The sequence below is a fragment of the Leptolyngbya sp. O-77 genome (assembly GCF_001548395.1).
Classification (GTDB): Bacteria; Cyanobacteriota; Cyanobacteriia; order Elainellales; family Elainellaceae; genus Thermoleptolyngbya.
Window position 1 is genome coordinate 5,444,140 of sequence record NZ_AP017367.1, and the last position, 23,046, is coordinate 5,467,185.

A 23,046-nucleotide genomic window follows, 5' to 3' on the forward strand; every position below is an offset into this window, starting at 1 on the left:
GCGAAGTAGGGGCCAAATGGGCGGAAAAGAGACCGGCAGGCTAGTGCCTGAGCCAGTTGCGAAAATCAGAACTAACGAGAGCAGCATGGGCGTAGCGCAAGATTCATCGTTGGTCGGCATTGTGATTTTAGGGCTGGGGCGATGGGGAATGCACTTGCTGCGAAATTTTTTGGCGCTGCCGGGGGTGCGCGTGGTGGCGATCGCCGATCCCAATGCCACTCGTCTGCACATTGCAGTGGCTAAGTTTGGGTTAGAGCATCGCACGCCCGCCGTGGTCGCCTCGACAGATTGGGCAGCGGCGCTCGACCTAGAAGGTGTTGATGCCGTGGCGATCGCCACACCCGCCAGCACCCATGCAGCACTCCTACGAACTGCGCTAAATCGGGAGCTACACGGATTCGTAGAAAAGCCGCTGACGCTCTGCGCCGCCGAGGGGCGGGAACTGTGCCAACTGGCAGCGGAGCAGGGGCGACGGCTAGTGGTAGATCACACCTATTTGTTTCACCCAGCTGTGCAAGCAGGGCGATCGCTCGTTCAGCAAGGGCAGCTTGGGCAGTTGCGCTATGGCAGCAGCAGCCGGACGCACCTCGGCCCAGTGCGCTCGGATGTCGATGTGCTGTGGGATCTGGCGATCCACGACATCGCAATTTTTAACTACTGGCTGGGGGAGCGTCCGGCGCAGGTGCAGGCCTGGGGCACGGTCTGGTTGCAGCCCACGTCGGGAATGTCGCCAGCCAGGGCGATCGCATTGGACGATGCTGCAACCCTAGACAATACCGCGACCAATGTCACATCCACTGGGCTGGCTGATCTGGTGTGGGCGCGGCTGATGTATCCCAGCGGCTTTCAGGCAACGATCCAGGTTTGCTGGCTCAATCCTGAGCGACAGCGGCGGCTGAGTGTGGTGGGCGATCGCGCCTCACTGATTTTTGACGAAATGGCGACCGATTCGCTGGTGCTGCAAGCAGGGACGCTGGCACAGCAAAACGGAACCTTTTTCCCAACGGATCAAGCACGACAGGCGATCGCCCTTTCCCGCGAAGAACCCCTGCGCCGCGCCTGCGAACATTTTCTGGACTGTGTGCGGGGCGATCGCCCCTCCAGCCTGTCGTCGGGCGAAGTTGGTGTCGAGTTGGTAGCGGTTCTCGAAGCGCTCTCCCAGTCGATGACCCAACAGGGGGCAATCGTTTCGGTTGCCGACTGAATTTGAGATTTTGGATTGGTGTTAGATTGGCGATTTTGGATTAGTAATTTTTGGATTCGCGATTTTTGGATTCGCGATTTTGGATGGCTGCAAGCGCCCAGTTCCTTGAACATTTGTGACTCTGCGCGTTTGCTCCTGCAAACGGTGCTATGATTCCAGTCGCTCATCGGCTCTCAAAGGGGAACAGCCTTTGGAGATTGGCGATCGCGCCAATTGGGGAAAGTGCAGTGCAAGTCTGCCGCTGTCCCGCAACTGTGAAGTTGGGCAAGACACCCCGCCCGACCAGTCAGGATGCCCGCCGATGCGCTATTTCGCAAATTTTGCCAATCTAAACTCTGCGAGGTACAGACATGAAGGCAAGCATCACCAAAACCCAAAAATTCCCAAAATCGCCCAGATGGCACAATCAGCAAATGGTCTCGGCAGCCAGAACTAGCGCAGGCTGGCGCAGCGGCGCACTACTCTTGCTGGCAGGGATGGCCCTCTGTGCAGAACCAGCCCTGGCCCACCATGCAACCGGGGGCGAAACGCCCAAAACCTTTTTAGAAGGGTTTTTGTCTGGCTTGGCCCATCCTGTGATTGGACTGGATCACTTTGCGTTTGTGGTGGCGATTGGGCTACTGGCGGCAAAGCAGGGCTGGGGACTGCTGTTTCCCCTTAGCTTTTTGCTGGCAGCGCTGGGCGGCACGACCCTGCACCTGAATCTAGTCGATTTGCCCGCCGTTGAAATTGCCATCGCGGGGTCGGTGCTGATCATCGGGCTGCTGCTGGGGCTGCGGAAGACGCTGCCACTGGGCGGGGCGATCGCCTTTGGAATTTTGGCAGGCTTATTCCACGGCTATGCCTACGGTGAATCCATTGTCGGGGCAACGCCGTCGCCCCTGACCGCCTATCTACTAGGTTTCACGCTGATTCAGGCGGCGATCGCCTTTGGAGTGTGGTGGCTGGGCGATCGCCTGCTGCGCCGCACCACCGAACGCGCCAAAACGCTGGCTCTACCCGGACTGGCGATCGCAGGCGTGGGGCTGGTGTTTTTGCTACAGGCGATCTGAGTTGGGCGGGGTGATGGGGTAACGGGGATGAGGAGATGATGGGATGAGGAGATGAGCAGCACACCCTCATTCCGTCATCAATACCAACAGCGCTCCAACACTCCAACACTCCAACACCCCATCACCTCCCCGCCGCATCGTCTACCATGAGAAGTGGCTTCACCCTTCTTTACCTATGGAATGGCGAGAACTGGGCGGAAATTGGCTGGTGGTGCCAGAAAGCCCGACAGCGATGATTCATTTTTTGGGCGGGGCGTTTGTGGCGGCGGCTCCGCAGGTCACCTATCGCTCGCTGCTAGAGCACCTAGCAGAGCAGGGCTATGCCGTTGTTGCCACGCCCTTTATCAACACGTTTGACCATGAGGCGATCGCCCGCCAAGTATTGCGGTCATTCCTCCGGGCTGAGGAATATTTGCTAGAGCGCGTGTTTCGTCGCAGCTATGTGCCGCTCTATGGCGTGGGCCACAGCATGGGCTGCAAGCTGCATCTGCTGATCGGCAGCCGCTCGTCGCAAGAGCGAGCGGGCAATATTTTCCTGTCGTTTAATAATTATCCAGCGCGGCGATCGATTCCTTTTCTGGATCAGGTGTCGCAGTTTTCGACCCAGTTTTTCTCCCAGATTCCGCCGCAGTTTGCGCCGCTGCTGAATGTGGAATTCACGCCATCGCCCGCCGAAACCTACACGCTGATCGAGCGGCATTATCAGGTGCGGCGCAATCTGCTGATTCGCTTTGCGATGGATGATATCGACCAGACGCGATCGCTCTCGGAGGTTCTCAACCGCCGTTTTCCAGACATGACCACGCTGCACACGCTGGGCGGCAACCACCTAACGCCGATGGGTCAAGATTTGAAATGGCAGCCCGGCCCAACCTTTACGCCGCTGGATGCCCTCGGACAGTTTATGCAGCAAGGGCTAAACCGAGATTTCATTCAGCTCAAGCGCACCATCACGCGATGGTTGAATCCGGTTGCCGCCTTCAATTTGCCCAGATAGCCCGTACCGCCAGATCAGGCAAAGTCAGGGCAAAATCAGGACAACCTGCTAAAACAGGTGTAGCAATCTGTGTCCGGTGATTGCGTCTTCTGCCACAACCGGGAGCCGACGCTCTGGCACAAGCGCTATGCTGAGGTCGTCACGGAGTTGGCGTGGGATTCAGAAGGAGAAAGCAATGGGTCGGTTGATGAAACAATCCACAACGCAACTGTTGCTGGGGAGCCTGCTGCTGGGCGGACTGGTGGGGCTGGTTGGATGCAACGATGCCCAGCCGCCTTCGTCCTCTCCTAGCGCGTCGCCAACGGCTAGCCCAGGGTCGCCTGCGCCTTCTCCTCCTGCGCCCAGCCCGACGGCTTCTGCTCCAGAAACAACCGATCCGTCGCTATTTGTGATTTCTGCCGAGGGCATTGGCCCGGCAAAACTGGGTATGACGCTGGGCGAACTAAAGCAAGCGCTGCCCGACGCTACGTTTGAAGTGCGATCGCCCTTTATTGTCGATTTCGACGCGATCGCCGTGTCCCAGAACGGCAAGCCACAGTTTTATGTGCTGTATCTGGCGGGGGAGAGCTTTGGGGATAATGACGTGGTGCAGGGTGTGCTGACCGATAACCCCAGCTACCGCACCGATCGCGGCGTTGGCCCTGGCACGGCGATCGCCCAGGCAGAGCAGATTTACGGCGATGCCACGCTGTCTTACAACACGCAAAACGAATCGCGGGAATACGTCCGGTTTGCCCAGCATCCCGCCACCAACCTGTCCTTTGGCACGGGCAATGGCAGCAGCGAAACAGCGGGCATTTATCCCTCGACTACCTCGGAATATAACGAAACAAAGCAGTTTCGAGAAGACGCTACGATTCAGTCGGTGCTGGTCATCTGCCTCAACGAATCTTGCACGTCGGCCTCACCCTAGTGCAGTGTCACGGTTTAGTTTTAGGGTTATGTCTTGGCTTGTAGTTAGCGCTTCAGCGCTAAAGCACTGACTACCTTCTGTATCTTCTTCCTTATCCAGTCTTACAAAAGCTTGTAGTTAGCGCTTCAGCGCTAAAGCACTGACTACTAACCTAAGGTCTAATTTTGACGTAGCACGAGGCCGATTTTGGATTTTGGATTGCCAGCTCTTCGGTTCTCTAGTCTTTTGTTTCTTTTGTTAGCCTGCCGCCATGCTAAACATCCTGGTTTCCTCCATTGTGGCGCTATGGGTGAGTGCGATCGCCCTGCTGTCGGTGCAAAACGCGACCCCTGTCGAACTTCGCTTTTTAACTGGCAGGACGGTGCCGATTCCCATCGGGCTGCTGCTGGGGTTTAGCGCGTCCGCAGGGATGCTGGGCGCGGCGCTGGTACTACCGGGCGATCGCGCTTCCAGTGCCCGCAGCCTAGACGAGGGCGATCCGTTTGAGGACGAATAGCTTTCGCTAAGTCGCAGAACACCGGGCGATCGCCCAGACATCCCCCCGGCTAGGCAGAAGCCTAGAGTGAATATACCCGCCCATCGATCAGCAGGCGCGTGATGCCTTTCGCCTGCAAATGGGGACTGGCCTTCAAAAACACCTGACCATCGGGAATCTTGACCACGCGCTGCATCCGCCGCACATAGCGCTTGGCCACCCGATGATTATCAAACACAGGCAGGGTGCGCTCCTCTTCCTGGTCGTGGGGAATCAGCCCCAGCCCCGCAAAGTCCTTGAGCGGCCGAGTCACCAAATCCGACGTGCGATCGACCACTAGATAGCAAGACTTGGGCAGTTTGGCTTCCGAGAGCGGCGCAATATGCAGCGGCATGTTGCTGTGCAGTCCACCCGTCAGGTCGTCTAGCTCGACGGCTGCGTCAAGCAAGGAGCCGTCATCGTCATCGTCCAGATCGTCATCCAGATCGTCATCCAGGTCGTCTGTCAGGTCTTCATCATCCAGGTCTTCGTCTTCATCTTCGTCTATATCCGTGAAAACGCCTTCATGCTTCAAAATGTCGCGCTCAACTGCCTCTAGCTCAGCGACGACAGGTTCCGAAGAATCCTCCCCCCCAAGCTCAGCGTCCGCAGCGAAGGCCGTTTCAACAGAGGCGATCGCCCCATCTTCATCAATCCGCTTCTTTTTAGCCAGTTTGGGCGGCGCAACCGTGGATGGTTTGCTGGGTTCGGGGGGAACGCTCCCTGAACGGCGGCGCTGGCGGCGACCATCGCGGCGTGCGGAGTCCGGCTCGGCTATGTCCATCTCGTCCGCATCCGGCTCCACGGCTTGGGGCACGGCGCTAAACACGTCTGGCTGGGGAGGCTGCGGATCTTCTTCTGATTTCAGGGCCTCTGCCGCTTCTACAGCGGTGGATACGTCGGCGGCGTTCTCAACGTCAGACCTGCTGCCGCCTGCGGCTCGCTTTTTCTGAATCAGCGCGTCATATTCAGCTTCCGACAGGCTTTGCTTCAGAATGCGGCTAATCGTAGAGGTACTGACGCTGAATTGCTGAGCCAGGGATGTGGTGGTTTCGTCTGACTGGCGATACAGTGCCAGAATTTTTTGCTTGTCAGAATCGGTCAGTTTTGTAGGAGGCATGCCGCGTTAACCACTCGCCCCACCGGGGAGGACTGAAGAAAAAACCTGATTGATCGTAACTCAGAATTGCCTAACCCTTGCACGGAACAGTACAAGGGTAACTAAAATTCAGTGTCTGCGGTCAAACCCTCACAAAAGCGGCCACACCCTGGCAACTCCGCCTCAACTACGCCTTATGCACGCTGCACACAAGCGGAGTTTATCTGCCTCCAGGTTTATCTGCCTCTGGATTCACCTAGCTCTGAGCGGGTTCCAAAACCCTCAGGCGCGGCGACGACTACCCCGACGAGAGCGGCTCGACAGGTCGTATTCCAGCGCAGCACCAATAGCAAACAGGCAGGCGCTAAAAATCCAGAACACTTCCAGCAAGCCGCCCGTTTGATAGCCCTCGACGTAGCGGGTGGCGTAGAGGAACCACATATCTGCAACGTAAAAGCAGATTGCAGCGGCGGCAATGAAGCGCCAGGACAGCGAGAATCGCCCGCCCCAAAACGCCAGCAGCAGTGCCATCGCAGCCATCAGCAGAATGATATCTCCAGCCACATAGGCGATCGCAAAGGTATCCGAGAACGGCGATAGGATTTCTTCGAGCGCCACCGCCCAACCGGGGACTCTAGAGGTGGCAGCCGCAGCGGCCGGGGCAGGTTCGGCGGGCACAGGGGTAGCCGCTGGAGCCGCTGGGGCCGCGTCGGGCGCAGTTTGGGCGATCGCCGGAGGATCAATCCAGACCGCCGCCGAGGCGGCCGCACTTGCCCCGTTGTAGATAAACCAGGCAATCACAACCCCCAAAACCCCTACGCCTATCACCGCTAGCCACTGCCAGATTGCCAGGTTCAGCTTGCGCGAAGACACCGCCAAAAACATACCCGCGCCCACCAGCAAATACATCAGCAGGAAAAACAGGTCGGCGGGAGACGCATCCGGTTCCTTGCCCCAGCCAATTTCCCACTGTCCAAGAATCAAATTGCCGATAAAAAAAGACAGCATTCCCAACCCAATCATCAGCCAAACAGTACGCCCACTCACAATTAGCGGACTGCGCCAGTTGCGAAAACAGAGAATGGACGCTCCCAAAAAGGCAATATTTTCCAAAAAATAGGTCGTAATGCCATACCACTCCGGGCGACCCTTCCCCGGCAGCGGTACGCTAAACAGCAGGAAAAACAGCAGGGAAAACACCGCCCACAGAATAGCGATGATGACAATGGTCTGCACGGGGATGGCTGAGGAAGAGCCAGGGGTTTTCTTAGCCACAGAATCACTCCTTAACTGGAGGGCACAGGAAGATGCGGGTTGAGAATAGCCAAATTAAAACAGAATTTTTCACAGTTTTGACGCTCAATAGCAACTTTATTAAGAAGCCGCAGGGTAAAAAGCTGCACTAGACCACAATGCAAGGCGACGAGTCTGACTGATCGAGCGATCGCCCTCAATGAATAATCGCGAATAATCGCGAGGAAGGATCGCGAAGAATGCTTGCGAATACCTGCCAGCTATTGCCAGTCCTTTCCAGAAGGGGACTGCTTGAGCCAGTTTAAGAACTGCGTGCGATCGCCCTCAGACATATCCTGAAGCGCATCCAGCACCCGCCCTGTGAAGCTAGTATTCCCAAAATGCTCCTTGCCTAAGCGCAGCAACTCCAGCAGCAGCGTATTTAGATGATGCTCCTGCCAGGGCGGCACCTGGAGCGATGCCAGCGGATCGACCGTCAAAAGCTGATTAATGGCATCCGGCGACTCAGTTTGAGGGAATCGCCACTGCTGAAATACGCTGGAAATTTCTTTTTGAAAGATCCCAGCCTGCCGACCCCCCAGCAAGTCTTCGATATCGATGTAAACCGCCTGAAGCAGCAGCAGCGATGCTTGAATCAGCGCTGGAGAGGTGCCATCCGTTGCCACCTGGTCGCCACTGTCCGCCGCAAGCTGATCCAGTCGCACCTTGCCCCACACGCTGTAGCGCTCCGGCTCCTCCAGCAACACGCAGGCTTTGCCCCGGTTATCCGTCAAATCCCGCCAAAACGCCTTTGCGTCTTCCTCCTGTGCTGCATTAAACACGCTGATCAGCCGAAAGGACTGTCCCTGATAGTGCAGAACAGGAATCTGTTGATCTTTTTTGGGGTGTTGAACGCTCGTAATTTCAACATCCTGCCGCTTTAAGATAAACATGATTTGGCCGGTTGACTCCTGTCAGGGCGGGGGTGTTGGAAAACCGCCGTTCGGTGGGCGATACACACTGGATTGGTCTAAGTGTACACCTGATACCGGATTCGTTTAGCGCTGGGCACTGAGACGAACCTGGTTTTGGACAGAGCGCTTAGACAGACGGTAATTAGACAGACGGTCAATAGATGGCAGACAGACCGTTTACAGTAGACCGCTTCCAGGGGAAGACCCCGCAAGCGGTGGATCGTATAGTAAGCGTATAGTAATTTTGATAGGATGAAACGCGGAGGCTACAGCTTGGGCTGGTTTAGTTTTCCCACCTTGTCTGGGTTTCCTAACGCTGCCTGACGGTCTCGCGAAAAATGTGGGTGAGCCAGGGTTTCGTTGGCTCCAGTAGCTCAGCCGGATAGAGCAACTGCCTTCTAAGCAGTCGGTCGCAGGTTCGAGTCCTGCCTGGGGCGTTTTTGATTTTGAAAAGCTAAGGTCTGAAGTTTGAGAAGCTGAAGGAATCTGAAGGTTTCTATTCAACCCGCGCGACAAAGCCGCTGCGACGGCGATCGCCCGCACCCGTCAGCCTGCCATCCGGGTTCGCCAGCACCGCATGAACCCCACCAAAAAACATATTCTGCTGTTCCCACGGTACGATCTTGCCATTCCAGGGAAATCGGGTTTGGATGTTGGGAACCTCAAACCCTGGCTCCAGATTCATCACGTCTGCTTCCCAGTGAATACGGGGCGAGTTCACCGCTTGCTCGATCGGCATCTGAAAATCGATGACGTTGGAAATCACCTGCAAAATGGCAGTGCGAATGCGATTGGAGCCGCCAGACCCCAGCACCAGTTCCGGCATCCCCTCTGCCAGCACCATCGTCGGAGCCATCATGGAGGAAATTCGCGCATCAGGCGGCCACTGGTGAAACCCGCCAGGATGCAGATCCGCCTCGCCCAGCATATTATTCAGCATGATGCCTGTTCCCGGAATCGTATAGCCCGATCCCTCACCGTTAGACGCAGTAACGCTGGCTGCATTGCCCTCGCTGTCAATCACGCTAAAGTGGGTTGTGCTGCCCCATTTGTTTACCCCGGCCGTCTGCAAAAGCTGCTGGGCATAGCGATGCAGGTGAGCCTCTGCTAGAAAGCGCTCTGCCACATCGGGCTGGTTAATCCGGGAGTCGTATCCATCGGCACGGGCCAAGTTGGTGAGCCGCATCGCGTCTGCCAGCAGCGTCAGGTGCGACTCTGAGCCAAATTCGTACCCTGCAACCTCGACTTGAGACAGCAGCGCCAGCGCAAACGCAATCAGGCAGCCGCCAGAACTGGGGGGTGGATTGGTGACAAGCGTGGTACCCCGATAGCGGGTCATCAGGGGCGATCGCTCGATGACGCGATACTGGCGCAAATCCTCCAGCGACAAATAGCCGCCCCGCGTTTGGGAATCTTTGACTAGCGCATGGGCAATGTCACCTTCATAAAACGCCTGCGTCCCCTCCTGCACCAGCAGCCGGATCGTTTCTGCCAGGTCGGGATTATAGAAGCGATCGCCCGCTTGCAGCAATTCTCCGTCCTGCGTGCAGAGTTGGCTCATTTTTGGACAGGCCAGCAGAATTGGCCGCAAGATGCGAAAGCAGTAAGCCTGGAAGTCACCCATTTCCACACCCGCTGTGGCATAGTGCAGCGCGGGTTCTGCCACAACCGACATCGGCAGTCGCCCCAGCCGACGGTGCATGTGAAACAGACCTGCCACGGTGCCCGGAACGGCGATCGCCCCCAGGCCAATATGAAACTCCTGCACCGCCGTTCCAAAATCCACCAGCACTGGATAAAACTCGACCGCCTCAACGGGTCGCCGCTGGCGCGGAGTCTGGGTAAAAAAATCGAACAGAATATTTTGCCGCGCCGCCGTGTGTGCCAGCAAAAACCCCCCGCCGCCCAGCGACGTGAGGGTTGGCTCTGTGACACAGGAGGCCAGCATCGCCGCCGCCGCCGCATCAAACGCATTGCCCCTCAGCCGCAGCATCTCGGCTCCAGCTTCGGCGGTTTTGGGATGTCCGGCGGCGATCGCGCCACGGGTCTTGGCGGGCATGAGGAAAGTCTGAAATAGAGGGGTGAAGGGTTCGCCTGCTGACAACGAGTCACACAGGCTTCAGCCTATTATGCAGGCTTTCGCTGCTCTATTGGTTCAAACCCAACCCCTGCTCCCTAAGCCAGGTCTAGCGAAAGAGATCTGGATTCAGCCGATAGCTACCAGAGTTTGAGCGGGCGGGAACCGCAGAACGTAGGCGATCGCCCGTGCCCCCGTCTGCCGGGTCGAGAAACGGCCGCAGGTTGATGCCGCTGGCGGGTGCAGGAGAGGACCTGCGGCTGCGGGGCAGGCGGAGATTCAGCACATCGCCAATTTGTTCAATCAGGCGACCGTCGCGCCCCTGGAAGGTTGTCACGCCCTCGGTGCGCTGACCGCTGTCGGCCACAGTCAGGTTCTCAAACACACGATCGCGCACAATGATTGGGTCTTGGCCGGGCGGCACCGTCAGCACCAGGCGGCAGTCGGGGACTTGCTGGGTCGTGGCGCAGACGACGTTATAGCCGTTCAGCGTCCCAGTTTTCAGTTCTGTCAGCCCATCCGGTCGATAAGATTCCAGCCTTCGTGCAATCTCGGCACAGCGGCGATCGGCCGTCCAGCCGCCGCCCAGCGTCGTCGGCCGTGCCCAAGGATAAAACTGCCCCGGCTGGCTGGCGGGCGAATACATCACCTGATACTCGCCATTTTCAAACTGGCAGCTAAAGCGGGTGCCACTGGGCACGGTCTGCGCGGCGGCGGGTTTGGGCATCGTCATGGCCCCCATGCCGACCACTACCGCGACACCTGCTGTGCTTGCCAATCGTTGCCAGAGGTTAAATTGTTGACGCATGTGAGGCTCTCCCTTTCCTGATGTGCCTGCGAATGGAGTGGTAATAGAAGAAGTGGGACTGGAACAGGGGCGATCGCCCATCACCCAGCAATCCGTTGCCAGACCGATTCCATCGATTCAGTCACCTGTTAGGCCCAGTTCTATACAAACCCTGGACGGGTCGCCTCAGAAAAAGTGCCTGAATCAGCCCCGGTTTGGGACAAGGCTCCAAACTTTGCTCACAGGGTTTAAGCCTGGAGAAGCGCCTTGGGGGAGGGCGATCGCCCTTAAAACCAGCTTCTCACCGATTCACTTGTCCATTGATTAAGTAGGGTTATGTCTAAAGGCAGGGATTGGCGTAAAGTTTTATAACAAAATTGCTGTGTCTCTTGTTACAATCTCCTGTAGGGAGGAAAGCGAAATATTCCGTGCCTGTTTTGAGATAACCTGTTTGGAATCGCTTATTTCAGAGCAGGCCGCTCGGAGCGTTTCTGGCTGTCTTCTCACGCCCTTCTGCACGAATTGGGAACGCGCAGTTCGGGTTTTCTCCAAGCTAAAAAGACAACGTCATCAAACATGGTAGGGGCTGGCTCATGGGGTCAGCCTTTTTTCATGTTCTGAAATCTGCCTTGAAATCTGCTACTTGAACACCGCAAATCGCCATCGGAACGTCCACAAAAATTCCGCAAAAATCCTGCAAAAAACCCATAAAAAGAAAGAAACCCCCGGCCGAAGCCGGAGGGTTCAATCAGGGTGCATCTACCTATAGCTTCAGAGTTCAGGGCAGCCTGTCCGGAGAAAACGAGGGCAATCTCGCCAATTTTCTGGTCAATTTTGTGAAAAATCAGGCTGCACGGCAGGACTATTCAAACCCCTGATTGCGCCAGGGCACCGGATCGACGGACTTGCCATTGACAAATAACCCCCAGTGCAAGTTGGGCCCGGTTGCAGAACCCGTTGCGCCGATCGCCCCAATTCGCTGGCCCGGCTGCACAAAATCGCCCTCCTGCACGTCGATGCGGCTGAGGTGGATAAAGATGCTGCTAACGCCCTGGCCGTGGTCAATGCCAACGGAGTTGCCGTGCAGCACAAAGCCATCCTCTACGCGACCCACCAGCACCACACGCCCCGCTGCTGGAGCCACGACGGGTGAACCCTGTCCACCTGCATAGTCTACGCCGCGATGATAGTAGTTCTCGGCAAACACGCCATTATAGTAGCGCCGCACGCCATATTCTGAACTAACCCGCCCGGCCGCAGGACGCGCAAATGCACCGCGCCAGTGCTTCTCCGGCGATACGATTTGCTTTAGCGCATTGACGCGAGAAAATTCGTACTCGGTGCCGCCAGAGCCGCCGCCCCGCACCCGAATCCGCTGCACGGGAAACGAGCGATCGCGCAGCGTGATCGCTAGGTTTCGCGGTTCCCCCATACCCGACACCTGGATCACCTTGCGCCCCGGCCGGTCGAGCGGCGTGGTGGGCAGCAGCGCCCGATAGCGGTTGCCACTGAGTGGAAACACGGGATAGGCTGTGCCGTCCATTGTGACGGTGGGTGTGGCTTCGCTAGGAGCCGTGGGCCGCAGCACGACGGCGATCGTGTCCCCCAGGCGGGGATTGGTCGGCGAGATTTGCCAATCGGTTGCCTGGGCAGGCATGATCAGGATGGTTAGCAGGGCGATCGCCCCTAGCCCAGCCCCCAGAAGCATTTGACGGCCCTGATGGAGCTTGCGAAAAGCTGCGGTTACCGAAAGCGACCGGACTTTGAAGAGAGGAGTCATGGCAAGGCGCTAAAACTCGACAGTGGTTGCCCAGAAGGTTACCATCGATCGCCCGTCCAAGTCTAAGTCTGAGTTCAAAAAGGTCCAAAAAGGATTGTGTCCGGCTGATCCCAGAGCGTTAGAAGCAATACCAAAAGGCTGTATCTAAAGCGCTGTTAGAAATCTGCACTACGGATCTGTGGGCATTGGGCGATCGCCATTCCGTGAAACCGGAGATTGCCCTAAAGTAAAAGAAGATTAAGTTTTTTAATTTTTCTGAGTATTTGCAAGGTATCTGCAAGGTATCTGCAAGGTATCTGCAAGAACCCAGAAACCCTCTAAGACAGGAGGAATCCTTCAACCCAGTGCAAGAAGATTTTCGTCTCATTGTGGATTTAGTCGTGGTGCTAGCAGCGGCAGCTGGGGGTGGGCTGCTGGCGGCGCTGCTGCGACAGCCCGTGCTGCTGGGATACCTGCTGGGTGGGGCAATCGTCGGGCCGGCGGGGCTGGGCTTGGTCAAAGAGCTAGTTCAGGTAGAAACGCTGGCCCAGTTTGGCGCGGCGTTTCTGCTGTTTGCCCTGGGGGTCGAGTTTTCGCTGAACGAATTGCGAAAGGTGCAGGCCATTAGCCTTGGCGGCGGGGCGCTGCAAATCCTCTCCACGATTGGCATTACAGCGCTGGTGTCGGTCGGCATTGGCTGGGTCACGTCGCCGACGCAGGGCGTTTTCCTTGGCTCAATTCTGTCGCTGTCTTCTACGGCAGTAGTCCTAAAGTGCCTGATGGAGCGCAACGAAACCGAAACCCTGCATGGGCGCGTCATGCTGGGCATTTTGGTGGTGCAGGATTTGGCTCTGGGGCTGATGCTGGCGGTGCTGCCTGCGCTGGAGGCTCCGTCGGGCGAAATTGGCGCGGCGGTGGGCGTGGCACTGCTGAAGACCGCGATGATTGCGGGCGGGGCGATCGCCGCTGGAATCTGGCTGATTCCACCGCTGCTGCGCCTGCTAGCCCGCACCGAGAGCCGCGAACTGTTTCTGCTGGGTGTGGTGGCGCTGTGCTTAGGCATTGCCCTGCTGACGGAGTATTTGGGTCTGTCGATTGAGATGGGCGCGTTCATCGCGGGTCTGATGATCTCCGAAGTGGAATACGCCGACCAGACCCTCACCTACGTAGAGCCGATTCGAGATATTTTCGCCACGCTGTTTTTTGCAGCCGTGGGCATGTTGATCGATCCCCGCTTCATTTGGGAGAACCTGGAGCTAATTTTGGGGCTAGTGGCGCTGGTCTTTGTGGGCAAGTTTTTAATCATTGCGCCGCTGGTTCGCGCCTTTCGCTATTCATTGAAGACGGCGCTGATCACCGGCCTGGGACTGGCGCAAATTGGCGAATTTTCCTTCGTGCTGGCCAGTAAAGGGCAAGTGCTGGGGCTGGTGTCGCGCCAGGTATATCTGTTGATTTTGGGCACAACTGCGGTCACGCTGGTGTTTACGCCGTTTGTGCTGCGGCTGGTGCCCAAAGTGTTTGCCTGGGCGGAGTCGGTTCCGGCGCTTCGCAACTGGCTGGAGGGCGGCGAAGGTCCGCAAGAGGTTTCAGAGGCGCTGCCGCAAAAAGATCACGTCGTGGTCTGTGGCTATGGGCGGGTGGGTCGCACCATCGTCCGCCTGCTTCGGGAGAACAACTATCCTGTGGTGGTGATTGACCAGTCGGAGCAGCAAATTCAGAAACTACGAGAGGAGCAGATTCCCTACGTTTATGGCAATGCGGCCAGTGTGCATGTAATGACGGCGGCGGGCGTAGAGCAGGCGCGGGGGATGGCGATCGCCCTGCCGGATGCCATGAGTACGCGCCTGTGCTTGAAGCGATCGCTCGAACTAGCGCCCGATTTGGACGTGGTGGTTCGCGCCGCCCAAGACAAAGACATCGAACTGCTGTATCAGCTTGGGGCACGAGAGGTGGTACAGCCAGAGTTTGAAGCCAGCCTGGAGTTGTCGGCTCATTTGCTCATCGGCACCGGGCGATCGATGACCGAGGTACTGCAAGAAGTAGCCGAAATTCGCAATAGCCATTATCGGGAACTGCGCCCCCAGCAAGATTCCAAAGACGTATCTCGCGATCTCCAGGCCGCCACACAGGACATGAACAGCAAATGGTATGCCCTGCCCGACCAGTCGCCGCTGACGGGTATGACGCTCGAAGAGGCAGACCTGCGGCGGATTGCGGGCGTGAGCCTGATGGCGATTCAGCGGCGAGAGGGCGATCGCATCGACTATCCCGACACGCAAACGGTGCTGCAATCGGGCGATCGCCTGCTGCTGGTGGGCGATGCGTCAGAAATTGCCACCTTCAAGGATCTGGCCACTGGGGAAGTGCCCGTGCCCGCCAAAGACCTCTCCTGCCAGTGGGTTGCTGTACCTGATGCCAGTCCGCTGGCGGGGCAAACCCTGGGCGATCTGGATTTGACGCAGACCTACGCCGTGCAGGTGCAGGCGGTGCGTCGAGAGGGACAGTTCATCCGCTTTCCCGACGGCTCCATCGAAATTCAGGCAGGCGATCGCCTGCTGCTCTGCGGCACGCTCTATCACCTCAACCACGCCTATCAGTGGATCACCGCTGCTTCGCCCATTTTGCCTGCGCTGTCTCCACCTACGCTCAGCGTGCCTGTCAGAGATGCTGTCGCTCAGGGCGATCGCGAGGCTTCTTGAATCAAACGTGGTCGTGTGCTAGCTGGCCCGTGAGCTAGCCTGAGGCCCCGACCAGAGATGCGTCTTGATCAGCCCGAAGGTTAAGGGTTGGTCTTCGGTCGCAGTGTGCGTTTGTCCCCGCAGATCGACCGTGCAATAGTGAACTTCGGGATCGCCAAGATTGCAGCAGCGAAACAGCGCCCGATCAGGATACTGCTGACTCCAGCCCAGCAGCACCGCATTGGTATAGTTCACAAAGCTGGGCGCAAGCGTGTAGACATTGCCCGAAAACTGCTCCCACACCACGGCATAGTCCGATGCATGGCTGGCGGCAAAGCGCGATTCAAACTCTCGACACAGAAGGCGATCGCCCGTCTCTGACCAGGCTATTGGAAGGGCGATCGCAATACTGCCCGCCAGATCCGACTCACCCTGCTCAGCAAAGGGATTATTCGACAGAGGCGAAGTCGGCGACACGGTTCGCAGCTCGCGGGTCTGCAAATGTTCCACAAACAGCGCACTGCTGACCCGGCTGCGGCTGATGTCAGTGCCGACCTGCATTTGCAATCGGCTATAGGCAATGTAATGACCATCCGGCGATAGCAGCGCCGACGTGCGATAGGTGTGCAGGCTGCCGGCTGGCGCTTCAGTTTGGGTCGTCAGCACCCAATTCCAGGGAACGGGAAAGGGGCTGTCAATCGGGTCAAGCTGGACAGGCGGCTGGTTCATGGTGGGCAAGCAACTCAAAAACGGTGTTTTCAAAAAGGCAATTCAAAGAGGCAATTTTCTAAAAAGGGGCAAACTGCTGAATCACAATTCACTAGAGAATCCGGCTGATTGCCTGTTCTAACCCAGCGCCGAAAGCACTTGTTAGCACCCGTATCAGCACAAGGCTACAATCAAACCGCTGCTTGGACCCGATCCAAATCCAGTCCAAACATCAACGATTTTTTCAGTTGGGTTAAGCCAAATTAGGTTCAAAAAGATACCAATAAGATTGAATTCAAGGTTGAACTCAAACCCGTAGAGGTTCCAACCCATTTGGAGGGAAAGCTCAGGCTTACTCAGGTTTTAGGTTTGGTAGACCTGACATTATTAAAGGCATTATTAAAGGCATTTATTGAAGGATTTCTAGCAGGCATAGCCCATGAGCAATCCGTAAGTAACCCTTCAAACAAACCTCAAAGCCAATTGCGAGTGCGTAAGTCCTTTTTGTGAGATTTTTGTCAAAAACCTTTGTCAAACTCTGACTGATAGAGTGCAGCAAGGCGACAGACGACAAAAACAAGCGACCTTACGATCTGTAGGCTTTCAAGATCTGAAGATTAAAGGCAACGGATCAAAGGTAACGAGAAAAAGACGACTATCTCCGAGGATGCTGCTGGGCAAATTCCACACACCATGTCTTAGGTATAGCAATTCTCAGGAAGTTTGATGGATGTCGCGTCGAACTTTGTAACAACTCGGAGTCGTAACTTAGAGTCACAACTCAGAATCGGGATTTTCGGGAATATTTTTAGGGAGATTTTCTTGGACAGGACTTGTTCCGCTCTTGAGTTATTCCACTATGATTGGAACAACGCTGCGCTCGGATCGCCTGTACTTTAATTATGACCGCTGCACCCCGTCCTATTGCCAGAAGCCGCCGCCCTCCCGTGTCTACTCGAACGGCCCATCGTCCCATTCCCAGGCGGTTTGACGCAGCGTCGGCGAATGGTGGTGACAAACTTGCCCCATTTCCTCAGCGGGGAGAACTGGCTCCGCTGTCTTCGCGTCCTGTCCGAAAATCGCCGTCGGTGGAGTTGATTGCGTCACCCAGATCTGGGGCGACACTCCAACCAGCTTCCTTCAGTCCGCCGCCGAAGATGAAACAAACTGGGCGGCGGCTGGCTCGGTCTACTCGGCAACAGGGCGATCGCCCAGTGGTTCAGTCCATTCCGGTGGCCCGAAAACCGCGCTGGCTCAATCAGTTGTTGCGAACGCAGCGGGCCTCTACCGTAATTACAACGGGGCTGGTGACGCTGAGTTTTGCCATGTATGGCTGGACGGTCTACATCCAGCATCTCTGGCGTGGCGAATTTGACCGGATGCAAGCGCTAGAGCGACAAGAACGCCAGCTAACGGCAGCCAGCGAAACCCTGCGGCAGCATCTTGCGAACCAGGCCGAACGCCCCGACTCTGGGTTAATCTTACCTACGCCCGAAAGCGCGATTTTTCTGCCTGCACCGTCGCCCACTCCTGCCCAAAGCCCAGTCCAAAGCCCAGCCCCAGAGACTGCTGTACCGCCTCTGCCCGTAGACGTGCCAATGGCGTATTAGCCAAAGCGGCTTGGGTTGGCGCAGTATCTGGGCAAACTTCAGGCTTGCGAAATCAAATCGGGCTTGCCCATCTCGACGGGGCATTTTCTTGTTCAGTGTTTTTTGGCGTTGTCATGCCCCAATCGGTTCCCCCACCCTCTGGTCTTCGCCGATCCCAGCGTGCGGCTGGCAAGCGTTCTCTTAAGCCCGTTAAGACAACGGGCCATCTAATCCCTGACGCGCCGCGCCGCTCTCCGGGCATCTCTATCCGCCGTTTGCTGCGGCAGTGCGGGCGATCGCTGAACGCAGCCTGGCAGGTTCTCCATGATCTGGGCGAGGGGCGATTCCCGCAGGGATCGCTTCGCGAAGCGCCCGGACAAGGGGCAACTCGGTCTGCGGCCCAGCGGACGGCCCGTTCAGTCGTATCGCCCCGGCAACCATTGCGGCGTGCATCGCTGGCAGGCGCATCTCTGGGGGGTGCGTCCCAGGGGCGATCGCCCCGTCAGAGAAAGCCTGATCCAGCAAGTCCGGTCCATTCTGCTCGATTCCCCCAACCCTGTGTGAACCCGTCGGGATCGCGCCCCCAGCCGGGAAAGCGACAGACAGTCCCTCGATCGACAGCCCGCCCAGCGTCGAAGCCTGTGCGTCCGCGTCGGAGCGATCCTACCAGCCATCCCTCGGCGGCGCGGATGCTGGTGGTGTGGGGCGTGTTGACCCTTGGCGCAGTGGGGCTGACGGCAAACCTGTTTCGCTTGCAGGTGCTCCAGGCAGAGGTGCTATCCAGCCGCGCCCAGGCTCAGCAGACGGTGAGGCTACAGCCGATTCTGCCGCGCCGCCCCATTGTTGATCGCCGGGGCACGTCGCTGGCGGTGGATCGGCTGGTTTATATGCTCTACGCCCATCCCAAGCTGTTCAAAAAGTCCAAGGATGAGGTGGCCGAGGCGATCGCCCCCATCCTCAACCAACCCTCTGTGGAACTTGCCAATCTGTTTGATCAGCAGGAAAGTGGCATTGAAATTAGTTTTGGTCTATCGGAAGATGCCGCCGACCGAATTCGGGCCCTGCGGCTGGACGGGCTAGAACTGCTTCCCCGCCAGCAGCGCTTCTACCCACAGCAAGACCTGCTGGCGGAAGTGGTGGGCTACGTCAACCTAGATCGAGAAGCGCAGGCGGGTGTGGAGTATACCCAGCGAGCAGCCCTGGAGCGGTCAAACCAGGTGGCCCGCTTTTTGCGCGGCGGAAAGGATCTCGTTAAGCCCGGCGAAATTCCCAGCTACGTGCTAAAGCAAGACGACCTGCGGCTGCAACTGACGGTGGATCGGCGGCTTCAGCAGGCTGCTCGCACAGCCCTCAAGCAAAAAATGACCGAATTTGGCGCAAAGCGAGGCGCAGTGCTGGTGATGGAGGTGCAAACGGGGGCGCTGCGGGTGATGGCGACGGAGCCATCCTTTGACCCCAATCAGTATTACACCTACCCGATGGATCAGCTCCGCAACTGGCTGCTGACCGACCCCTACGAACCGGGATCGACCTTTAAGCCGATTAACGTGGCGATCGCCCTAGAAGCCGGCACCGTCCGCCCCAACGACAGCTTTTATGATGAAGGGCGGATCTACATCGGCCCCTGGCCGATTCAGAACAGCGACGGCGCGGCGCGGGGTTCCCAAACCGTCGGGGAAATCGTTGCCCACTCTAGCAACGTCGGCATGGTGCGAATCATGCAAACGCTGAAGCCGGAGATTTATTACGACTGGCTGGCAAAGATCGAACTGGCCAAGCCCACGGGGATCGATCTGCCGTTTGAAACAGCCGGCCAGTTGAAAAAACGGGATCAGTTTTTGGGCGACCCGGTAGAGGTGGCGGTGACGGCTTTTGGCCAGGGCTTTAGCCTAACTCCGGTGCAACTACTGCGGCTGCATGGGGCGATCGCCAACGGCGGTTTCCTGGTCACGCCCCACGTCGTCGAAGGGCTGTTTGACAGCAGCGGCAAACCCCACTGGCAGCCCCAATACGCGCCGCCCAAGCAGGTTTTCTCGCGTGAAACGGCGCAGGCCGTACTTGGCATGATGGAAAAGGCTGTCGAAGAAGGCACAGGCACGCCCGCGCAGATTCCTGGCTATCGCATTGCTGGCAAAACGGGGACGGCTCAAAAAGCCAGCGCCACGGGCGGCTACGACAACGTTGCCCGCGTTACCAGCTTCGTCAGCCTGTTTCCGGTTGAGGCTCCTCGCTATGCGGTGCTGGTGGTCATCGACGAACCCCAAGGGGACAATGCCTACGGATCTACCGTTGCCGCGCCGATTGCCCGCGATGTCATGGAAGCCCTGATTCGCATTGACCTGATTTCGCCCAGCAAGGCTCCAGATACGACGGTGGTAGAGGAGTGATGGCGGGGGCAAAGGGGAGAGGAGAGGGAAGAACGAAGAACGAAGAGGGAAGAACGAAGAGGGAAGAACGAAGAGGGAAGAACGAAGAACGAAACCCTCTCATGGCTGAGAGATAGGATAGAAGCTATATCCAAATTGGGACTGACTGGGGACGATTTCTACCAGTTGCATGGCTTGGTTGCGATCGCCCGATGGCAGGAATCGCACCACACCCGTCGCCCCTTCAATCGTGTCCTCATTGGAGCGCAGGGCTTCGGCAATGGCAGCACGATTGGTTTTGCCGATAGAAATGGCATTTAGCAGGGCGATCGCCGCATCGTAGGCCATGGCGGTGCGCCAATTCACGTCGCCCCCCCAATATTGCCGGGAGGAGCGCACAAAGGGCGCATTGGGGTCTGCCAGCAAGATCCACGGCACGGCGACCACCATGCCCACCGCCGACTCGCCGCCGACCTGCAATACGCGGGGATTGTAAAGGCTATCACCCCCCAAAATCGGCAGCCGCCGTCGATTAATCGCCACAACTTGCAGCGCCGGGTCGAGCGTGGCCGTGTTGGCCGCCAGCACCAGCACTTCTGCACCCTGCTGGGCAGCCTGGTCAAACGAAGCCACCGAATCGAACCCCGCCGCCGACAGGTCAAATTCGCCGATCACCTGCCCGCCATCACTAAAGACCGCCGTGGTGAATTCGTTTTTGAGGGACGTGCTGTAGGCGCTTTGGGAATTGTAGAAAACCGCAGCCTGCTGAACCCGCAGCCGCCCCAGCATATATCGAGACAAGGCAGCCGCCGTAAAGCGATCGCTCGGCACGGTGCGAAAGATATACTGCCCAGCGCCCGAAAGCTGAACCGACGTGCTAGTGGGCGAGATCATCACCAGTCGGCCGGCTTCATAAACCGGGGCGGCCGCCAGCGTCGCGTCGCTGCCAAAGTGCCCAATCACGCCCAGCACCGAGCGATCTTTGACCAGCGCATCCGCCACCTGCGGAGTCACGTCGGGACTGTTGTCGTCGTTGACAATCATCACTTTCACGGGCACACCGTCGATGCCGCCTGCCCGATTCACCTCATCCTGAGCCTGGGCCACGCCCCGCAAGATTTCCAATGCCGAATTTGCAGAGGCGGCGGTGGGCACAGCGACGGCAATGGTGTAGGAATTTTGCTCCCCGATGCGGGCGTTGTTTAGATAAATCAGCGCTTCTGGGTCGTTTCGGTTTGCCTGGAGGGAGGCTTCCAGGTTGGCGATCGCCCCCTGATAGTCTCGATTGGCCAGGGCTTGCACGGCCGCCTGCTTCTGAGGGGATGCGCCTTCGGGAAACAGCAGTTGTGCCCCGGTGCTGAGGCGATCGCTAATGCGCCCTGCCCCGCCGCCCAGCCCCGGACTGCTTGTGGAGGGAGAGCCTCCCTGCCCGATGCCCACGCCACCAGAACCCAGATTTCTGCCAAACCACCAAATGCCGCCTGCTAGCAGCAACAGCGTCACCAGCAGCGACAAAATCAAAGGAAGCGTTTCATTTTTCTGAGACATAGGCGTTTGGGTAGGGCACTCAGCCGCAAGATAACCGCGTAAAATCCGTTCTTTTATCAGTTCATACTTATCAGATTACGAGACCTATGACGAATTGGCGGCCGATTCTGCCGGTTCTACAGAAGCAGGCGGCATGAGTAGAGAATGTTGCCCAACACGCCCGTTGTCGCTTACCTCCATTCTTCCCAAAAGCGCTGCGGATAAAATCGCTGCAAGCCTTCCAGACGCTTTGGCTGGTAATCTAAAATTGCCAATCTAAAATCCAGAATTGACATTAGTTGAGATGACTTGACGTTCTCTCTGGCTCATAGGATTATGCGAGACATCCCAGACCCCGCGCTTCACTGACTCCCCTCGGCTAGACGCGGCCAAGAATTCGCTGAAGACAAACATCATGGCTAAACACATGGCCCGGTTTCGCAAGATTCGCCAGACGGTTCAACTTGGCGCAACGACGCTGCTGGCGCTGGCGCTGGTCAATGGCCTAAGCATAGACGGGACAGGCGGGCTAAGCGGGCGAGAATTTCTAACGGGCAATCCTCTGCGGCAGGGCTTTACTCGACGCGCGGAGGCGGCTTCGGGCGGTCGCTATCGCGGCGGCACATTCAACCGTCCATCGGGCAGCGGCTCGTCTGGCGGCGGCTATTCTGGTGGGGGGTATTCCGGCGGCGGCTATTCCGGTGGTGGCTATTCTGGGGGCTACGGCGGCGGCTACACCTCGCCAGACTATTTCCCGGTGCCAGGACGCTACTACCCGCCGCCCGGCCCCATCTACATTCCGTCCAATCGGCCACCCGTGATCGTTGCCCCCGGCGGCGGCTATGTTACGCCCGTTGGCGGCGGGGGCGGGGGCGGGCTGTTTTTGCTGTTTTTCCTGCTGCCTGCGGGGCTGATGATTTTTTCGACAGTAATGTCGGCTATGCAGCGCACGGGGCGATCGCGCATTCCGGCGGCTCGTCCGGGGCGTGGCGAACTAGAAAACGACATCGTGACGGTGACGCTGCTCCAGGTGGCGCTGCTGTCTCAGGCGCGATACATCCAGGAGCGGTTGAATCAGTTGGTGGCGGGCATCAATACAGACACTAAGGCAGGGCTGTCGGAGGCGCTGCGAGAAACGGTGCTGGTGCTGTTGCGATCGCCCGAAAACTGGACCCACGCCCGCGCCCTCTCCAAAACCGTTTCCAGCCGTGAGGAAGCCGCCCGCCTGTTTGAGCAGTGGTCCATCGAAGAACGGGGCAAATTCACCTCCGAAACCCTAGTGAACGTGGGCGGCAAAATTCGCCGACAGCCGCTTGACCTTAACCCCAACGACGACCCCGCTGCCTACATCGTGGTCACGCTAATCGTCGGCACAGAGGACGATCGCCCTCTGTTCGGCCCCATCCACACGGTCGAGGAACTGAAGCTTGCCCTGCGCCGCCTGGGGGCCATTCCGCCCGAATACCTCGCTATCTACGAACTGCTGTGGACTCCCCAAGACCCCACCGACAGCCTCAGCCGCGAGGAACTGCTAACAGGCTATGCCGATATGGTGCAGGTATAGGGCTA

19 protein-coding genes, 1 tRNA gene and 1 riboswitch are annotated in these 23,046 nt (G+C 57.8%); of the genes, 11 read left to right on the plus strand and 9 right to left on the minus strand.

Annotated elements, in window-relative coordinates:
• Positions 1 to 85 precede the first annotated feature (85 nt).
• The 5 genes from O77CONTIG1_RS22940 to O77CONTIG1_RS22960 all read left to right on the plus strand — a co-directional run bounded on the left by O77CONTIG1_RS22940 (position 86) and on the right by O77CONTIG1_RS22960 (position 4,662).
• Positions 86 to 1,204 carry a Gfo/Idh/MocA family protein gene (locus O77CONTIG1_RS22940; protein WP_068516906.1) on the plus strand — a complete coding sequence of 373 codons (1,119 nt, stop codon included), beginning with the start codon at positions 86 to 88 and terminating at the stop codon, positions 1,202 to 1,204.
• A 181-nt stretch (positions 1,205 to 1,385) separates the two neighbouring features.
• A riboswitch (cobalamin riboswitch) is annotated at positions 1,386 to 1,522 on the plus strand.
• Positions 1,523 to 1,617: 95 nt separating this feature from the next.
• Complete coding sequence (locus O77CONTIG1_RS22945; protein WP_084783088.1) at positions 1,618 to 2,256, plus strand: HupE/UreJ family protein; 639 nt, start codon at positions 1,618 to 1,620, stop codon at positions 2,254 to 2,256.
• A 175-nt stretch (positions 2,257 to 2,431) separates the two neighbouring features.
• Positions 2,432 to 3,253, plus strand: coding sequence for a DUF1350 family protein (locus O77CONTIG1_RS22950; RefSeq protein ID WP_068515667.1), 822 nt, complete (start codon positions 2,432 to 2,434; stop codon positions 3,251 to 3,253).
• 187 nt (positions 3,254 to 3,440) lie between these two features.
• Positions 3,441 to 4,166, plus strand: a complete 726-nt coding sequence (locus O77CONTIG1_RS22955) for a hypothetical protein (protein WP_197673280.1) — start codon at positions 3,441 to 3,443, stop codon at positions 4,164 to 4,166.
• A gap of 250 nt (positions 4,167 to 4,416) precedes the next feature.
• Positions 4,417 to 4,662: a hypothetical protein gene (locus O77CONTIG1_RS22960; protein WP_068515670.1), complete on the plus strand. Its 246-nt coding sequence runs from the start codon at positions 4,417 to 4,419 to the stop codon at positions 4,660 to 4,662.
• 61 nt (positions 4,663 to 4,723) lie between these two features.
• On the opposite strand, the gene O77CONTIG1_RS22965 is transcribed toward O77CONTIG1_RS22960, so the two are convergent.
• The 3 genes from O77CONTIG1_RS22965 to O77CONTIG1_RS22975 form a co-directional block, all read right to left on the minus strand.
• Positions 4,724 to 5,800 carry a hypothetical protein gene (locus O77CONTIG1_RS22965; RefSeq protein WP_068515675.1) on the minus strand — a complete coding sequence of 359 codons (1,077 nt, stop codon included), beginning with the start codon at positions 5,798 to 5,800 and terminating at the stop codon, positions 4,724 to 4,726.
• Positions 5,801 to 6,061: 261 nt separating this feature from the next.
• Positions 6,062 to 7,054, minus strand: coding sequence for a hypothetical protein (locus O77CONTIG1_RS22970; protein WP_084782935.1), 993 nt, complete (start codon positions 7,052 to 7,054; stop codon positions 6,062 to 6,064).
• Positions 7,055 to 7,293: 239 nt separating this feature from the next.
• Positions 7,294 to 7,965, minus strand: coding sequence for an Npun_F0813 family protein (locus O77CONTIG1_RS22975; RefSeq protein ID WP_068515678.1), 672 nt, complete (start codon positions 7,963 to 7,965; stop codon positions 7,294 to 7,296).
• Positions 7,966 to 8,349: 384 nt separating this feature from the next.
• Here O77CONTIG1_RS22975 and O77CONTIG1_RS22980 point away from each other — a divergent pair.
• Positions 8,350 to 8,423: transfer RNA gene (locus tag O77CONTIG1_RS22980), tRNA-Arg, on the plus strand.
• 59 nt (positions 8,424 to 8,482) lie between these two features.
• Here the strand turns inward: O77CONTIG1_RS22980 and ggt are convergent.
• Positions 8,483 to 10,045 carry a gamma-glutamyltransferase gene (gene ggt / locus O77CONTIG1_RS22985; RefSeq protein WP_068515681.1) on the minus strand — a complete coding sequence of 521 codons (1,563 nt, stop codon included), beginning with the start codon at positions 10,043 to 10,045 and terminating at the stop codon, positions 8,483 to 8,485.
• 127 nt (positions 10,046 to 10,172) lie between these two features.
• Complete coding sequence (locus O77CONTIG1_RS22990) at positions 10,173 to 10,871, minus strand: COP23 domain-containing protein (RefSeq protein WP_068515685.1); 699 nt, start codon at positions 10,869 to 10,871, stop codon at positions 10,173 to 10,175.
• A 22-nt stretch (positions 10,872 to 10,893) separates the two neighbouring features.
• Here O77CONTIG1_RS22990 and O77CONTIG1_RS25290 point away from each other — a divergent pair, with 22 nt between their 5' ends.
• On the plus strand, positions 10,894 to 11,178 hold the full coding sequence (locus tag O77CONTIG1_RS25290) for a hypothetical protein (protein ID WP_172799746.1): 285 nt from the start codon (positions 10,894 to 10,896) through the stop codon (positions 11,176 to 11,178).
• A gap of 534 nt (positions 11,179 to 11,712) precedes the next feature.
• On the opposite strand, the gene O77CONTIG1_RS22995 is transcribed toward O77CONTIG1_RS25290, so the two are convergent.
• Positions 11,713 to 12,630, minus strand: coding sequence for a M23 family metallopeptidase (locus O77CONTIG1_RS22995; RefSeq protein WP_068515686.1), 918 nt, complete (start codon positions 12,628 to 12,630; stop codon positions 11,713 to 11,715).
• A 344-nt stretch (positions 12,631 to 12,974) separates the two neighbouring features.
• Here O77CONTIG1_RS22995 and O77CONTIG1_RS23000 point away from each other — a divergent pair, with 344 nt between their 5' ends.
• On the plus strand, positions 12,975 to 15,308 hold the full coding sequence (locus O77CONTIG1_RS23000; RefSeq protein WP_068515689.1) for a cation:proton antiporter: 2,334 nt from the start codon (positions 12,975 to 12,977) through the stop codon (positions 15,306 to 15,308).
• Between the two features lie 18 nt (positions 15,309 to 15,326).
• Here the strand turns inward: O77CONTIG1_RS23000 and O77CONTIG1_RS23005 are convergent, their stop codons facing one another.
• Positions 15,327 to 16,016: a hypothetical protein gene (locus O77CONTIG1_RS23005; RefSeq protein ID WP_068515691.1), complete on the minus strand. Its 690-nt coding sequence runs from the start codon at positions 16,014 to 16,016 to the stop codon at positions 15,327 to 15,329.
• A gap of 930 nt (positions 16,017 to 16,946) precedes the next feature.
• Positions 16,947 to 17,102: a hypothetical protein gene (locus O77CONTIG1_RS25080; protein WP_156435618.1), complete on the minus strand. Its 156-nt coding sequence runs from the start codon at positions 17,100 to 17,102 to the stop codon at positions 16,947 to 16,949.
• 50 nt (positions 17,103 to 17,152) lie between these two features.
• Between O77CONTIG1_RS25080 and O77CONTIG1_RS23010 the strand changes: the two genes are divergently transcribed.
• Complete coding sequence (locus tag O77CONTIG1_RS23010; protein ID WP_068515694.1) at positions 17,153 to 17,605, plus strand: hypothetical protein; 453 nt, start codon at positions 17,153 to 17,155, stop codon at positions 17,603 to 17,605.
• Positions 17,606 to 17,718: 113 nt separating this feature from the next.
• Positions 17,719 to 19,971, plus strand: coding sequence for a peptidoglycan D,D-transpeptidase FtsI family protein (locus O77CONTIG1_RS23020; RefSeq protein ID WP_084783089.1), 2,253 nt, complete (start codon positions 17,719 to 17,721; stop codon positions 19,969 to 19,971).
• 99 nt (positions 19,972 to 20,070) lie between these two features.
• On the opposite strand, the gene O77CONTIG1_RS23025 is transcribed toward O77CONTIG1_RS23020, so the two are convergent.
• Entirely contained in the window at positions 20,071 to 21,498 is a 1,428-nt protein-coding gene (locus O77CONTIG1_RS23025) for an ABC transporter substrate-binding protein (protein WP_068515704.1), read from the minus strand.
• 394 nt (positions 21,499 to 21,892) lie between these two features.
• Here O77CONTIG1_RS23025 and O77CONTIG1_RS23030 point away from each other — a divergent pair, with 394 nt between their 5' ends.
• Positions 21,893 to 23,041, plus strand: coding sequence for a DUF1517 domain-containing protein (locus tag O77CONTIG1_RS23030; protein ID WP_084782937.1), 1,149 nt, complete (start codon positions 21,893 to 21,895; stop codon positions 23,039 to 23,041).
• Positions 23,042 to 23,046: the final 5 nt, after the last annotated feature.